This window comes from Burkholderia sp. WSM2232 (assembly GCF_000472545.1).
Lineage (GTDB): Bacteria > Pseudomonadota > Gammaproteobacteria > Burkholderiales > Burkholderiaceae > Paraburkholderia.
The window spans coordinates 607,164-621,738 of the sequence record NZ_KI421432.1 but is presented as its reverse complement, the minus strand read 5'-3'; the positions used below and the strand labels follow the sequence as shown (position 1 = coordinate 621,738).

The 14,575-nt window shown below is 62.2% G+C and carries 11 protein-coding genes; 1 reads left to right on the top strand and 10 read right to left on the bottom strand.

All coding sequences use genetic code 11. The features are described 5' to 3' along the window. Positions 1 to 13: 13 nt before the first annotated feature. The 8 genes from F757_RS0132630 to F757_RS0132595 form a co-directional block, all read right to left on the bottom strand. Entirely contained in the window at positions 14 to 1,702 is a 1,689-nt protein-coding gene (locus F757_RS0132630; protein ID WP_027215024.1) for an AMP-binding protein, read from the bottom strand. A gap of 83 nt (positions 1,703 to 1,785) precedes the next feature. After that, complete coding sequence (locus tag F757_RS0132625; protein WP_027215023.1) at positions 1,786 to 4,218, bottom strand: efflux RND transporter permease subunit; 2,433 nt, start codon at positions 4,216 to 4,218, stop codon at positions 1,786 to 1,788. A 25-nt stretch (positions 4,219 to 4,243) separates the two neighbouring features. After that, the gene (locus tag F757_RS0132620; protein ID WP_051376915.1) at positions 4,244 to 5,416 is read right to left on the bottom strand and encodes a WD40/YVTN/BNR-like repeat-containing protein; all 1,173 of its coding nucleotides are present in this window, start codon (positions 5,414 to 5,416) and stop codon (positions 4,244 to 4,246) included. A 111-nt stretch (positions 5,417 to 5,527) separates the two neighbouring features. Then, complete coding sequence (locus F757_RS0132615) at positions 5,528 to 6,904, bottom strand: DUF1329 domain-containing protein (protein ID WP_027215021.1); 1,377 nt, start codon at positions 6,902 to 6,904, stop codon at positions 5,528 to 5,530. A gap of 31 nt (positions 6,905 to 6,935) precedes the next feature. Then, entirely contained in the window at positions 6,936 to 8,648 is a 1,713-nt protein-coding gene (locus F757_RS0132610; protein ID WP_198021456.1) for a DUF1302 domain-containing protein, read from the bottom strand. 711 nt (positions 8,649 to 9,359) lie between these two features. After that, positions 9,360 to 9,998 (bottom strand): hypothetical protein, encoded by a 639-nt coding sequence (locus tag F757_RS0132605; RefSeq protein ID WP_027215019.1) that lies wholly within the window; start codon positions 9,996 to 9,998, stop codon positions 9,360 to 9,362. A gap of 218 nt (positions 9,999 to 10,216) precedes the next feature. Next, positions 10,217 to 10,696 (bottom strand): nuclear transport factor 2 family protein, encoded by a 480-nt coding sequence (locus tag F757_RS0132600; RefSeq protein ID WP_027215018.1) that lies wholly within the window; start codon positions 10,694 to 10,696, stop codon positions 10,217 to 10,219. A 30-nt stretch (positions 10,697 to 10,726) separates the two neighbouring features. Then, entirely contained in the window at positions 10,727 to 11,428 is a 702-nt protein-coding gene (locus tag F757_RS0132595; RefSeq protein ID WP_027215017.1) for a TetR/AcrR family transcriptional regulator, read from the bottom strand. 131 nt (positions 11,429 to 11,559) lie between these two features. Here F757_RS0132595 and F757_RS0132590 point away from each other — a divergent pair, with 131 nt between their 5' ends. After that, positions 11,560 to 12,210, top strand: coding sequence for a YceI family protein (locus F757_RS0132590; protein ID WP_027215016.1), 651 nt, complete (start codon positions 11,560 to 11,562; stop codon positions 12,208 to 12,210). Positions 12,211 to 12,249: 39 nt separating this feature from the next. Here the strand turns inward: F757_RS0132590 and tdh are convergent, their stop codons facing one another. Beyond that, positions 12,250 to 13,281, bottom strand: a complete 1,032-nt coding sequence (gene tdh / locus F757_RS0132585) for an L-threonine 3-dehydrogenase (RefSeq protein WP_027215015.1) — start codon at positions 13,279 to 13,281, stop codon at positions 12,250 to 12,252. Then, complete coding sequence (locus tag F757_RS0132580; RefSeq protein WP_027215014.1) at positions 13,278 to 14,492, bottom strand: glycine C-acetyltransferase; 1,215 nt, start codon at positions 14,490 to 14,492, stop codon at positions 13,278 to 13,280. Before F757_RS0132580 ends, tdh begins: the two co-directional genes overlap by 4 nt. Positions 14,493 to 14,575: the final 83 nt, after the last annotated feature.

The following is a 14,575-nucleotide window of genomic DNA, read 5'->3' as shown; positions in this document are numbered from 1 at the left end:
TGTGCGTGTGCTCTCAATCTTCTTCCACGACGACAGTCTGCCCAAGCTCGGCCCATATCCTGGCGAGCGGGAGGTATCGTTCCTCGATCGCTTTACGCCGCGTTTTCATGGTCGGCGTGAGGAGGCCGTTGCTGGCCGTCCAGGACTCCTTCACGAGCACGACGAAGTCCAGCTTCTCATGGGCTTCCAGTTCGTCGTTCGCACGATCAAGCAACGTTTGCATCTGCTTGCACAGCGCGTGGCGTGCTTCACCGTTCTGTAGCTCGACCCGCGCGGCGGCCGACATCAACAGCAACGCGAATGGCTGCGCATGGCCGTGGCCCATCACGCAGGCCGCATCCACCTTTGGATGGCTCAACCGGTTCTCGATCGGCGAGGGCGCAACGTATTTGCCCCTGCTCGTCTTGAAGATTTCCTTCACGCGCCCCGTGATCTTCAGCCGGCCCAGTTCGTCCAGTTCTCCGCAGTCGCCCGTTCTGAAGAAGCCGTCGGCGGTCATGCTCTCGGCCGTCAACTCCGGCTCGCGATAATAGCCGAGCATCATGGTCGGCGACTTGAGCACGATCTCGCCACCTTCGTCGATGCGGCACTCGACGCCGGGCATAGCCTGACCTGAGTAACCCACTCTGACCTGGCCCGGCCGGCTGTAGTGCGAGTATGAGAAGTTTTCCGTCATGCCGTACACGTCGAGCAGTTCCAGGCCAAGCGCGCGATACCAGTCCATAATCTCCGCAGGCAGCGGCGCGGAACCCGTGAATGCCAAGCGGGTTTCGTCGAGCCCGAGCATCGCGAGAATGTGCTTCTTGAGTGCGCCGGCTTCGGGCGACTCGGTATGCAGCAGTGCCTGCTCGCTCGCACCGAGCCGCGCGCACACCGCCTGGTAGAACTTCGTCCACAACCGCGGCATCGAGATGAACACCGTAGGCCGCGCGCGATGCAGATCCTCCGTGAAGCTCGCGAGGCTGTCGTTGAAATATACGCGAAAGCCATGACACAGCGAGTTCGACTCGACAAACGAGCGCTCTGCGGTATGCGCGAGCGGCAGGTACGAGAGCACACGGTCGCCAGGGTGGTAGCCACAGAATTCCCCGCTCTCGATGGCGTATGCGTAAATGGTGCGGAAGCTATGCATCACGCCTTTAGGCCGGCCCGTAGTACCCGACGTATAAATAATCGTGGCCAGATCGTCCGGCTCGGGAAGATGCACGTCACGCAGCGGCGAGTGTTGCGCCATGATGGTTTCCCAAGCCAGCGCGTGTGGCACGGGCGGCGACATCGGCAGGCTCACCACGCGCACATGCGCCGGTACGATGTCGCAGACTGCGTCCCAGCAATCGGTTTGGCCGTCCAGCTTGCCCACCAGCAGCAACCGAACGCCGCTGTGTTCCAGGATGTACCGCGCCGTCACCGCGCTGATGCCCGGATACAGCGGCACCGACAAGTGGCCGGCCAGCCAGATCGCCAGGTCGGCGATGATCCAATGGGCGCTGTTCTTGCCCACTATCGACACCGCACTGTTCGGCGCAAGCTCCTGCGAGCGCAGCCATGCCGCCATGCGTCGCGCCTCGTCGCCCACTTGCCGCCACGTGTAGTCGACTATGCGGCCGTCCGGCAGAGACTCCGTGAGATAGACGGCATCCGGCTGCGCGTTCTCCCAGTGCAGAAACCGGTGCACCAGCGTGTTTGTGTATTTACCGCTCATCTGTGTCTCCACGGTTTATCGTTAGCATCGGTACATGTTTCGACTCGCATCTTTCCGCTCCTGCCGCAAGCGCCTGCACCTTTTCACTGCGGCTTCTGCGCCATGCGAGCGTCCGCGAGCGCCTTTTTCTTCGCTGCCGCTTTTGCCGGGCAAAGGAAAAAGTGGGACAACGCCGGAATCAGCACGAGCGCGCCGATCATATTCCAGACGAACATGAACGTGAGAAGAATGCCCATGTCCGCCTGAAACTTGATGGGCGACCATATCCACGTCAGAACCGCCGACGCGAGCGTCACGCCAATGAGCGCAATCACCTTTCCGGTAAAGTTCAGGGCCTCGCGATACGCGTCGTCGAGCGAGCGCCCGCGCCGCTGCAACGACAACTGCACACTCAGCAGGTATAGCGCATAGTCGACGCCAATGCCCACGCCGAGCGCCGTAACCGGCAGCGTTGCGACTTTTACGCCGATGCCGAGCACAACCATCAGCGCCTCGCACAATATCGACGTGATCACGAGCGGCACGACGGCGACCACGACCGCACGCCAGCTACGAAACGTAATGAAGCACAGCACGATCACGGCCGCATAGACGAGCAGCAGCATCGAACGGTTCGCCTTCTCGACCGCGATATTGGTCGCGGCCTCGATCCCCGCGCTGCCCGCCGCGAGCAGGAATTTCCGCTCCGCCCCGTCATGCCGCGCTGCGAAAGACTCGACCGCTTTCACCACGCGTTCAAGCGTCTCCGCCCGATGGTCCGCGAGGTAGGCCACAACGGGGGCGACCGAGCGCGTATCGTCGACCAGTTCCGGGTTGGCTACATAGGCGTTATTGACAGCATCCGTCGACACGATGGGATCGCGGCTGAGCGTCATCCAGCGCGGGTCTCCCTCGAATCCCGCCGCCGTATTGCGACGGCTCAGGCCGCTGATGGACAGGGTTGTCTGAACGCCCGGCAGGTCGCGCAGTTCCTGTTCGAGGTTGTCCATTTCCACCAGCGTCCTGAAGTCGTTGATCTGGCCAGGCGGCGTTCGGGTGATCACGGCGAACTGGTCGGTCGACAGGCTGTAGTGCCCGGTGATGTAGGCGGTGTCGCGGTTGTAGACAGAATCGGGGCGCAGTTCAGGGGCGCCGGGGTCCAGGTCGCCGATCTTCAGATGCTGCCCGATAACCAGACCGCCCGCGGTCAGCACCGCCGCGCACACGACCGCCGCGGTGGCCGGGCCGCGCCGCGTGAACGGCGTGAGCAGCCGGATGAACGGATGATGGTCGCTCGGACGCACGCTGCGCGCGGCCGCCTTTGCGTTGACGCCGGTGTAGGAGAGCAGCACCGGCAGGAAGACAAGGTTCGTGAAAATGAGTACGGCGACTCCGACGCTCGCCGAGAGCGCGAGCCCGCGAATCACGGGAATGTCGATCAGCATGAGCACTGCAAAGCCGACGGCATCGGCGAGAAGGGCAGTCAGCCCCGCGACAAACAGCCGTCTGAACGTGTATCGCGCGGCCACATAGCGGTCCGTTCCGCGCGCGATGTCCTGCATGATGCCGTTCATTTTCTGCGCGCCGTGCGACACGCCGATCGCGAAGATCAGAAACGGGACGAGGATCGAATACGGGTCGAGATCCACGCCCAGCACATGCACGATACCGAGTTGCCACAATACGGCCGTCAGCGAACAGTAGATGACAAGCGCCGTACTGCGCATGCAGCGGGTGTAGGCAAAGATCACGGCGGCCGCAATTACTGCGGCAATCGCAAAGTACACGGCCACCTGCATCAGCCCGTGAATCAGATCGCCGACCAGTTGCGCGAAGCCGATCACGTGCATGCGCACATCCTCGCCGGAATACTGCCGGCGGATTTTGTCGATTTCGTCGTGGACGGCGCGCGCATCCACGGGCCGGCCTGTGTCCGCGTAACGGTCGAGCAGCGGCACGAAGATCATGCTGGAACGCAGGTCGTTGCCGACAAGCGCACCGACGATGCCCGAGCGCGCCACGTTCGTGCGCAACTGGGCCATGCTCGCCGCGGACCCATCGTAGTTGTCCGGCATCACGGGGCCGCCGCGAAAACCCTCTTCGGTCACTTCCGTCCAGCGGACCACGGGCATCCACAGCGATTTGACGAACGAGCGGTCGACGCCCGGAATCAGGTAAATACGGTCGTTAATCTCGCGCAGCGTCTTCAGGTAGGCGGCGTCGTAGATAGTGCCCTTCGGATTTTCGACGACGACGCGCACCGAATTGCCGAGGCCCCGAAGAGAACCCATGTTCGCCAGATAGTTGCGAATGAAAGGACTGGACTTGGGCATCATCCTTTCATAACTTGCGCTGATGGTGGATTGCGTGGCCAGCAATCCGAGCACGACGGTGAGCAGCGCGCACACAGCCACGATCCAGCGCCGGTGATTGAAAATGAGCCGTTCAAGCCGCGAGCCGGAGGCCGCGTCGAACTCCGCAAGATTGCGGATGACAGGCATGGCGTTGACGCGTTCGCCGTCCGATGAAATTCCCATGTTGATCTTCCCGATGCGAACGAATTTACGGAAGCGCGACGGCATGCACGCCGTCCAGTCCGCAGAGCACGATCTCGTGCGCGGAGCGCGGCTGCACGCCCGTGACGGCGACCGGCCGGGTGGTTTTAAGGACATGAAACTCGTGCGCAGTTTCGTCGGCGAGCGCGATTTCTCCGGCCGCCGTTACCAGCACGAACGCCCTCTTGTGCGCAACGTAAGCCGCAGCGGTAACGAGGCCGTGCAACGGACTGTCGACGCGGGTCCAGCTCGCGCCGTGGTCGAGACTCCGATAGACCGTGCCTTTCAGTCCGTACGCGATCAGTACGTCGCCCTTGCCGGTCACGCCGAAGAGACTGCCCGCGTAGCCCGTTTCGACCGGGCGGAAAATGCCGGTGCCGCGATCGAGCTTGAAGATGGTTCCCTTTTCGGCCGCGATGAAAACATCGCCCGCTACTTCACTGATCGATTGCAGATGCAGGAAGCCAGGATTCTCAATGCGCTCCAGCATGGGGGCCCAGTGCTTGCCGCCGTCGTCCGTGGCAATGGCCATGCCGAACGGTCCGACTGCGATGCCGTGCAGCGCGTCTTTGAACCACACGCCGAGTAGCGGCAGCGAAGGGCCGGCCTTGTAGTTGAGCAATAGCTGGTCGAGATACGGCTTTAGCGCGGCATCGCCCGCGGCGATGAGCGTTTTGTAGTGGTCGATCAACGCCTGCTGTGCCACGCGTCCGTCGAACTGCTTGTTCCATGTGCGGCCGCCGTCCGCCGAATGCAGGATCACGCCGTCATGACCGGTGATCCAGCCGTGCTCGGCGTCCGGAAAACTCAGCGCCAGCAAGTCGCTTCTAACGGTGGCCTGCGCTTGCGACCACGTCTTGCCGCCGTCGCTCGAGCCGACGATCAGGCCGCGCATGCCGACCGCAATCAGGCGGTGCCCGGCGAGCGCGACGGCCATTAATGGCCGCTTCGCGATGTCGGCGTGCATCACCGCCTCGGCATCCAACGGATCGACGAACGGATCGCTCGGCGCGGCATGCGGCGCCGCCGCGCCGACGCCCGTCTGTGCACCGGCCAATGCTGGTGCCGCTGCCGTCAGTGTGGGCAACACCGTCGCCAACAGTGCGGCCAACAGCGTGGCAAGCAGCGCTGCCGCAAAGACCCGCCCGCAAGCGAGGCCCGGATACTTTTGCTGAAACATGTGCCGCCCTCGGTGATTCAGAACCTGTTCCGCACATCCGACGGGCGTTGCCCAGCTGTTCGCCCGCCGGCTCGTACCTCTACGATCTGCCGTGCGGCAGACCGGCATGCATCAGCGAAGTCCGGTTCCCGCCATGCCTGCTGGCGTGAAGAGATTCGGCTTCTCGAGTTTGTCCGCTACACGAAGCTGTGGGCTGCCGCGCGAACTGCTGGTGAAGAACGAGAAGTAGTTGCCTTTTTGCAGGTCGTAGAACGTGTTCGCGCTAATGAAGACGCCGCCATTGCCGTCGTAATAGTTGATCGGATAGTCGAGGCCCACGCGCCACAACTTGCCGTCGTGACCGTAGCCGTCTGCTTCCAGGAGGGTCCAGCCGTCTTCATCCACGTAGAACACGCGCTTCGAATACGCATGGCGTGCGTCCGGCTTCAGGCTTGCCTCCACCACCCACACGCGATGCTGCTCCCAGCGCAACGCATCGGGCTTGATGTGCTTCGGCCCGAACACTTCGTCGACGGGAAGCTGCGAGTAGCGGTAGTTGTTGTACGGGACAATCATCTCCTTCTTGCCGATCAGCTTGAAGTCGAATTTGTCCATGCGGCCGGCGAACAACCTCGCCTCGTCCCAGAACAGCACGCCACCGTAGGCGGCTGTCGGCGTGTCGTACTTGAAGTCGGGCGCCATGCGCACGCGGCGCTGCGACGGGAAGTACGCCCAGCTCACCTGGTCGGCTTCCGAGTAGTTGATCGAATAGTCGACCAGGTTCGACGTACCAGCGGACGTGGCGGGCGTGAGCAACGTCAGCCACATGCGGTCGTGCGGTCCCTTGAACTTGTCGCCAGCGCGGCTGCGGTCGTAGTACGGCTTGTACTCAATCACATTCATGACGGGCAGCTCGGTGCGCGCGCCAGACGTGTCGACGAGATATGCGCCGACGTTTTGCGCGTCGTACTGCGTACGCTGATAGCTCAACTGCGCGTTCCACATGACCTCATATCCGTTCTTCGGCATGGGGAATGGAATGCCGCCGAATGCGCCCTCTACACCATCGCCTTCCACTTTGCCGGTGAGCTTCGCCTGGGTCGCGTTCTTCTGCGTATTGTCGAGCACCCACTGCGGGTAATGCATGGTTCGATGGGTCGGATAAACGTCGACCCGATAGTCGGGGAAGCGCTGCAACAGCGCCTGCACGCCGGGCGTCAGTTTGTCCGCGTATTGCGCCATGTTGGCCGCCGTAATGCGAAGCACGGGCTTCTCGTTCTTGAACGGGTCTGGCCACACGCCGCTGTTCGGCACGAAATCGGCAGGCGGCTTTGTCAGACCGCCCGCATATTCGGGAATCACGCCGTCGCTCGAGCCGGCCTTCTCGGCACCGAACGCCGTCAGCGTGGTGCCCAGCTGTTTGGCCTCATCGGCCGGGACGGCGGCAAATGCGCCAAGCGCATTCAGCGTCACGACGCCTGCCGTTATCAGATGAAACAATGTTTTCATGTGCTTGTCTCCAGTCGTTACCAGGTCCGCGTCAGAACCACGATTGAACAGTCAACGAGATCCACGGACGGTCATTGAGGTCGAACAGCCCATTGCCGCCGGACGCGTACGGCAAGCCGCTCGGCGTGACGGAGCGGGTGTTCACGTGTGCGTGGTAGCCGTTGTAGGCCAGCGTTACGGTGGCCTTCTGGCGAACCAGCGCCTGCAAGCCGACCGAGTAGGTGAAAAAGCCTTGGCCCGCCGCGGAGGAGCCCGGGTTCTGCGGGTTGTTGCCGTACAGACCCACTGTCATCGAGGTGGGCATGCTGAGGTCCACGCCCGGCAATACCTGCAGCCATTGCGGCGTAAACACGAAACCCGCGCCGACGTAGTCTTTCGTCGAACAACCGTTCCACTTGTTGTTGCTGGGACATCCGCGGTAGCCCACGCCGTTGTAGATCGACGCGTTTCCTGTCACCGACAGCAGATGCGAATACGACAGTTCCGCGACCAGCGAGCCCGTTTGCCACAACGGCGAGCTCGACAACGGAACGATTGCGTTCGCAATCAGGTTGAGCACGTCGCCTTTGGCGCCTTCCGTCTGTCTTGCGATGTTGGAACTCAGCGCCGTATTGAGCGCCGTGTTATGCCGCCAGGACAGTTCGAAGCCGGCGGCCACGTTGCCGATGGTCGTGTCGAGGCTATAGCCGAGCAATTGCGCGCCGCGGTTGTAGGCGAGGTGATAGTCGGTGGGAAGCCCGCGCGACCAGTTGGTCAACACCCACGGTTGCGACTCGTCGAAGCGGCGATAGTAGAAGCCCATCTGTCCGGTGAAGAAACTCGGCGTCCAGCCGAGCTTCACGCCGAAGTTGTTGTCGATCTGCGGCGGCGTGTTCGAAGCACCCTGCGGCACGAACACCGGCACAAAGCCGCCGGGATGACCGACCACGGCGCCCGGCAGCGTCGTCACGAGAAGTCCGGAGGGCCCTTGCGCGATGGCGTCGTTTGCCTGCAGGTAGGTGCCGCCCGTAGCCAGCCGGTTGTACGTCCAGCCGAGCGCGTACTGTCCCGACAGCGAGAGCTCCGGCGTGATCTGCGCGGTCATGCTGATTTGCGGGCGCGGGCGCAGCAGTTCCTTGGTCTGCGTGCCGGGAGAGTTCAAACCTTTGATGCTGTCGAGCGCACCTTGTGCGACCGAAATGCCGGAAAACGGAAACAGCAGCGAGTTGCCCCAGTATTCGGTGAACTGGCCCGCCTTCAGATAGACCGCTTTGCCGCCGATTTCGGTGTTGTAGAACGCGAAGCCGTCGAGCAGTTGGGCGCCCTGAACGTAATAGCGATTCGTGAACGAACCGTAGTGACCGTTCGGATACGCGGCGAGCGAGCGGTATGTCACGGCCGGCAACCCGCCTCCAGCCGGCGCGAAGACGCCGGGGTTGGTGACGTCGCCGCTGCCATAGGCGAAGTCTTTCCATGCCGAGCCGGAGAGTTTGAAACCCATGTAGCCCTTGTAGGCGGCCGTGAATTCGGAAACCATCGCGACGCGATTGGTGACCACGTCGCCGGCATGCCGGAATTTGTAGTCGCCGTCGTCGAAGTTCGGGTTGTTGCCGATCATCGGGTCGATGCCGCGCGCGCGAACGCCCAGGTTATACGTGACGGTGTTGTCCCAGTTCAGGTCCCAGTCGGACGAGGACGTGTTGATCTTGAAACCGTGCGCGTTCGATCCCACGACGGCCGCAATCATCCCTGCAAGAATCGTCACGCGATGTGGTGCCCTGTTTCCTGCTCGTGTGCTGCGAGACATCTTGGTTCTCCCTCCTCCGTTGTGGCCGGCCATGCTTTGCCAGGCATGCCTGTTGTCTGCGCCAATCGGCCCGCCCTGGTCTCCTCGTCATAGCGCCTGGCGTTGTGTCGGTGTTTGCGCCTGAAGCACTTGATCGTTAGGTTGCCAGCAGACAAACTGCGCGCAGCCCCCTTGAAAAGAGGGGGATCGGGTTTACCGGGTGGGGATCGGCGCGACCGCAAGGCCGCGGGTCGAATTGGAAGAAAGTGATCGCCAGCGCGCACTCGTCTGTTCGGCTGACAGTGCTCGCAGCGCCTCGATGTCGGAACCTTCTGTGGCGGCGGGAAGTACGGCGTGTGGCCGTGCGGGTCGAGGCGGCATTGAACGAAAGCCGCGAGTCAGAATACTGTCTCCCGTAAAGTCTCACCTTTTGTTTTGGCGACCAGGCAATGCCTATCAAGGTGAGCTATTTCGGGATGGTGAGGAGTTCCAGGAGGTTGGACACTTAAGGCTGGAGCCGTGAGCAAAGACGAGCGCTCGCCAGCGGTGTTTTCATCGAGCCGACGAAGGACCGACGACGCGAAAAGAAAGCCGGCGCAGGAAAAGGTGAGAGTTTCCGGGAGCCCGCGCGCTCGACGCGAGAGAACGCCGACCAGGCGGTCACCGTTCCCCACGCCACTGGCGTTATCACTAGAACTTGACCTTCAACTGAAAGCCGAGGGTGAACGGCAGGTCGTCGGACGGAATCGGCGGAATCACGATAATGTTCGCGCCGACACGTTTGTATTCGACCATGACGAGCGGTGCGAGCACCGGTCCTATGGTGTGATCGCGACCGAGCCCCCAGTTGCCGTAGTTGTAGCCGGAGATGATGCCGCCCATCGCCGCGATGCGCACAATGCCCCAATGCAGGAACTCGGGCGCCCAGACACCGCCGCCATAATACGACGGCCGGCGCAGCGAATTGCGAAAACCGCCTGCCGTCAATGCCCATTGGTTGTTCAGCCAGCACTCGACGCCCAGGCCCGGATTGAACTGCTCGAAGTGCTTATCGGGATCAGGGCGGATGTGATAGGAGCCCAGCATCGCGTCCACCCAAATGCCGCCCTCGCACCAGGTGCCCGCATGCGCGGCGGATGCGCCCGCCAAGCCGGCGGCAAGCGCGAACAATGTGCGGGCGAGGTGTTTTCTGAGGTTGCCGCTGACTTTGCTGCTGAACTCGCCGCTGACTTTGCTGCTGACCTCACCGCCGACCTTGCCGCGAATGTATCCGCTAAACGTTCCGCCGAGGTTCGTGCTGTTAAGCCTGCTCATCTGCCGAAGATGCATGTCCTCTCCATCGCCGGTCGAGCGCCGGCGTGACGCTGTGTTGGTATTGGCGCGTGCCGCCCGTCGCGCACTGTACCGCAAGCCACTCGTGCGATGTTGAAGACGCACTCGGGCTTGCGGGCACAAGACGTGCCGGCAAGCGCAACACAACCATAACGGAGGACCGATGGCAAAGCGGTGAAGGCGCCGCGCGCGCCTCCACTTCAGAAGCGCAAAGCCTACAAGCCGAGGTCGGACAGGCCTGGATGATCGTCGGGACGACGGCCGAGCGGCCAGTGGTAAAGCCGGTCGGCTTCGCGAATCGGCAGATCGTTGATGCTGGCGTGACGGCGCGCCATCAGGCCGTGTTCGTCGAACTCCCAGTTCTCGTTGCCGTACGAGCGAAACCAGTTGTTCGAATCGTCGTGCCACTCGTAGGCAAAGCGCACGGCGATGCGGTTATCGGTGAAGGCCCACAACTCCTTGATCAACCGATAGTCGAGCTCCTTCGCCCACTTGCGGCGCAGCAGGCCGACAATCTCGGCGCGGCCGTGCGTGAATTCCGCGCGGTTGCGCCATACGCTGTCCACCGTGTACGCGAGCGACACGCGCTCGGGGTCGCGCGTGTTCCAGCCGTCTTCAGCGGCGCGCACTTTCTGGATGGCAGTCTCGCGCGTGAACGGCGGCAGGGGCGGGCGGGTTTCGATCTGTTCGGCCATGAGATACCTCGCTGGTTGGTCAGGTGGTGGTTACGTTGTGGTCCGCCTCGCGGGCGGGCGCTTGCTTGAAGATGGGCGGGAGGACTTGTTGCCTGCAGGTGCATCGCGCTGGCCGGACAATCCGGCAAATTGAGCGTCCAGCAAAGTTCGGGCGACGGCCTGGGCGTCGAGCGCCGCATCAGGCTCGCCGCTCACGAGCGCAACCGCGATTGCACCGTCGAGCAGCACCAGCCACTGCCGCGACAAACCCGCGGCGCGCCTCGCGTCCAGATGCGTTTCGGCGACGAACGCGTCGAATTGCGTCCGCACGAAGGCAAGCAGACGTTCCTTGTGCTGGCGCGCGACGATGCGGATCGGGTCTTCGGCAGAAGCAATCTCGCCGGCGGCATTCAGGAATGCGCAACCGTGAAAGTTCTCGGACGCAAACCATTCACGCAATACGTCGAACATGCCGAGCAGACGTTTGCGCGCGCTCGTGCCGCGCTGCTGCGTGCCCGCGATAAACCAGTTCATCCAGCGTTCGCCGCGCCGTTCGAGCGCCGCCGCAACGAGCGCGTCTTTCGATTCGAAATGGGTATAGAAGCTTTTGCGCGCGGTGCCGGACTGCCGCACGATCGCGTCCACGCCGGTGGCGTGAATGCCGCCCGCGTAGATCAACGCCTCCGCAGCGTCGAGCAGACGCTCGCGGGCACCCGGCGCTGGTGTCGTTTCAGTCGAAGTATTTGCAGCCATACGCGAAGGGTAGAACGATCATTCCACCTCGTCAAGTGCCAGCGGATTGTGCTTAAGGTTTGCCTCGGCTTTTGCGCGAGTCGCTCGGCAACTGTTATCTTCGTGGCAAGCAAACAACCGGAAGTCATCACATGATTGCGTTCACTGCCCGCGCCGTCGTCGTACGCGCTCTGCTCGCGGCAACGCTGCTGACCGCCATGGCCTGCACACCGCTGCAAGTGCTGACGCACTCCGTCAGCCAGAACGAAGCGCGCGTGCCGGTGGGCCGCTACAACCTCGATGCCGATCATTGCAGCATTACGTTCGACGTCGAGCACTTCAGTTATTCGCGTTTCCAGATGCGCTTTGACCGCAAGAAGGGGCAATTGAACTGGAAAGAAGGCGGCCTCGAGAACAGCAGCGTGTCCGTTTCGATCGATGCCGCGAGTATCGACACGAACGTGCCGCTGCTCGACAAGATGGTGAAAAGCGCGAGCCTGCTAGATGTGGAGCAGTATCCGGAGATCCGTTTTACGAGTACGAAGTTCGAACGCACCGGCGACTCTCGCGGCACGTTGACGGGCAATCTGACCATTCACGGGGTAACGCAACCCGTCACGCTCGCGGTCACGTTCAACGGCTTTGCACTGGATCCGCTGACGAAAAAAGACACGCTCGGCTTTTCCGCTGACGGGCGTTTCAGCCGTGCGAAGTTTGGTCTTGCGACGTGGTATCCGGCGGTCGGCGACGAGATTCATGTGCGTATCGAAGCCGAATTTGGCAGAACGCCCGCAGGCGGCTGAGCGCAGTGCGGGCGTTCCAGTTCGACAAGCAAGCTGAGTCTACGCAGCGGTCCAGTCGAGAATAACCTTGCCGCTCTCGCCGGAGAGCATGGTCGCGAACGCCTGCTGATAATCGTCGACCTTGAAGTGATGCGTGAGAATCGGCGAAAGGTCGAGTCCGCTTTGTAGCATCGCCACCATCTTGTACCAGGTTTCGAACATCTCGCGGCCGTAAATGCCCTTGATTTCGAGGCCTTTGAAAATGACCTGCGTCCAGTCTATGGCGGTTTGGGCCGGTGGAATACCGAGCAGCGCAATCTTGCCGCCGTGGTTCATTGCTTCTAGCATGCTGGTAAAAGCGCTGGGCACGCCGGACATTTCGAGGCCAACGTCGAAACCTTCGGCCATGTGCAGGTCCGCCATCACGTCGCGCAACGATTCACGCGACACATTCACGGCGCGCGTCGCGCCCATCTTGCGCGCGAGTTGAAGCCGGTAATCGTTGATGTCGGTAATCACAACGTTGCGCGCGCCGACATGCTTCGCAATCGCCACGGCCATGATGCCGATCGGGCCCGCACCGGTAATCAAGACGTCTTCGCCGACGAGGTTGAACGATAGCGCGGTGTGCGTGGCGTTGCCAAACGGATCGAAGATCGCCGCGAGGTCATCGGATATTTCAGGCGGAATCTTGAACGCGTTGAACGCCGGAATCACCAGATATTCGGCAAACGCGCCCTCGCGATTCACTCCGACGCCCACCGTATTGCGGCACAGATGCCGGCGTCCCGCGCGGCAGTTGCGGCAAAACCCGCAGGTGATATGCCCTTCGCCCGACACACGGTCGCCAATCGAAAAACCGCGCACCTCCTGACCCATTTCGACGATCTCGCCGACATACTCATGGCCGACATGCATCGGCACCGGAATGGCTTTTTGCGCCCAGTCGTCCCACTTCCAGATGTGAATGTCCGTGCCGCAAATCGCGGTGCGCGTGATGCGGATCATGACGTCGTTATGGCCCACTTCGGGCACTTTGACGTCGGTGAGCGTAAGACCCGGCGCGCGTTCGAGTTTGGCCAGTGCTTTCATGCGCCCTCCGCCCGAATCACGCCGAGCTCGCGGCCGACGCGCGCAAATGCATCCACCGCGCGGTCGATCTGTTCAGTCGTGTGCGCCGCGCTCATCTGCGTGCGGATGCGCGCCAGGCCTCGCGGCACGACGGGAAACGAAAAGCCGATCACGTAGACGCCTTCGTTCAGCAGTGCATCGGCCATTTTCGAGGCAAGCTGCGCGTCGCCGAGCATCACCGGAATGATGGGGTGTTCGCCCGGCACGAGCGTGAAGCCGAGCGCGCTCATCCTGCGGCGAAAGTGCGCGCCGTTTTCGCGCACGCGTGCCCGCAGTTGCGCGCCTTCGTCGCTTGCGAGCAATTCGAGCACTTTCAGCGACGCCGCCGCGATGCTCGGCGTGAGCGTGTTCGAAAACAGATAGGGACGCGAGCGCTGACGCAGCAATTCCACGATTTCCTTGCGTGCGGCGACGTAGCCGCCCGAGGCGCCCCCGAGCGCCTTGCCGAGCGTGCCGGTGATGATGTCCACGCGCGACAGCACGCCGCACTGCTCGGGTGTGCCGCGCCCATGCTCGCCAACGAAACCCACCGCGTGCGAATCGTCGACCATGACCAGCGCGCCATAGCGGTCTGCCAGATCGCAGATGCCGGCGAGGTCGGCGATGATGCCGTCCATGGAAAACACGCCGTCTGTCGCGATCAGCTTGAAACGGGAGCCGGCCGCATCCGCTTCTTTGAGGCGCGCTTCGAGGTCCGCGAGGTCGTTGTTCCTGTAGCGAAAGCGCTTCGCCTTGCAAAGCCGCACGCCGTCGATAATGCTCGCGTGGTTCAACTCGTCGCTGATGATCGCGTCGTTCTCGTCGAGCAGCGTTTCAAAGAGGCCGCCATTCGCGTCGAAACAGCTCGAATAGAGAATGCAGTCGTCGGTCTGCAGAAATTCGGCGAGAGCCTGCTCAAGCTGCTTGTGGACCGTTTGCGTGCCGCAGATAAAACGCACCGACGCCATGCCGAAGCCGTCCGTGTCGAGCCCCTGCTTCGCGGCCTCGATAAGGCGCGCATCGTTCGCGAGGCCAAGATAGTTGTTCGCGCAGAAGTTCAGCACCTCGTTGCCGTTTGCAAGGCGAATGTCGGCCGATTGCGGGCTGGCGATCACGCGCTCGCTCTTGTAAAAGCCGTCGGCGCGAATCTGCTCGAGCGTGCCGCGCAGATGGGCGAGAAAGTTGTCACGCATGAACCAGGCTCCTGAATAGGTGAGACTGCCGTGGGCGAACAGGGTGCGGCCTGTTATAGTCGGCTGTCAGTTTTATCGGATAT

Excerpts from the sequence above, each read along its gene's own strand:
- F757_RS0132625 (WP_027215023.1), bottom strand. The coding sequence starts at position 4,218 with ATGGGAATTTCATCGGACGGCGAACGCGTCAACGCCATGCCTGTCATC.
- F757_RS0132630 (WP_027215024.1), bottom strand. The coding sequence starts at position 1,702 with ATGAGCGGTAAATACACAAACACGCTGGTGCACCGGTTTCTGCACTGG.
- tdh (WP_027215015.1), bottom strand. The coding sequence starts at position 13,281 with ATGAAAGCACTGGCCAAACTCGAACGCGCGCCGGGTCTTACGCTCACC.
- F757_RS0132605 (WP_027215019.1), bottom strand. The coding sequence starts at position 9,998 with ATGCATCTTCGGCAGATGAGCAGGCTTAACAGCACGAACCTCGGCGGA.
- F757_RS0132620 (WP_051376915.1), bottom strand. The coding sequence starts at position 5,416 with ATGTTTCAGCAAAAGTATCCGGGCCTCGCTTGCGGGCGGGTCTTTGCG.
- F757_RS0132615 (WP_027215021.1), bottom strand. The coding sequence starts at position 6,904 with ATGAAAACATTGTTTCATCTGATAACGGCAGGCGTCGTGACGCTGAAT.
- F757_RS0132600 (WP_027215018.1), bottom strand. The coding sequence starts at position 10,696 with ATGGCCGAACAGATCGAAACCCGCCCGCCCCTGCCGCCGTTCACGCGC.
- F757_RS0132595 (WP_027215017.1), bottom strand. The coding sequence starts at position 11,428 with ATGGCTGCAAATACTTCGACTGAAACGACACCAGCGCCGGGTGCCCGC.
- F757_RS0132590 (WP_027215016.1), top strand. The coding sequence starts at position 11,560 with ATGATTGCGTTCACTGCCCGCGCCGTCGTCGTACGCGCTCTGCTCGCG.
- F757_RS0132580 (WP_027215014.1), bottom strand. The coding sequence starts at position 14,492 with ATGCGTGACAACTTTCTCGCCCATCTGCGCGGCACGCTCGAGCAGATT.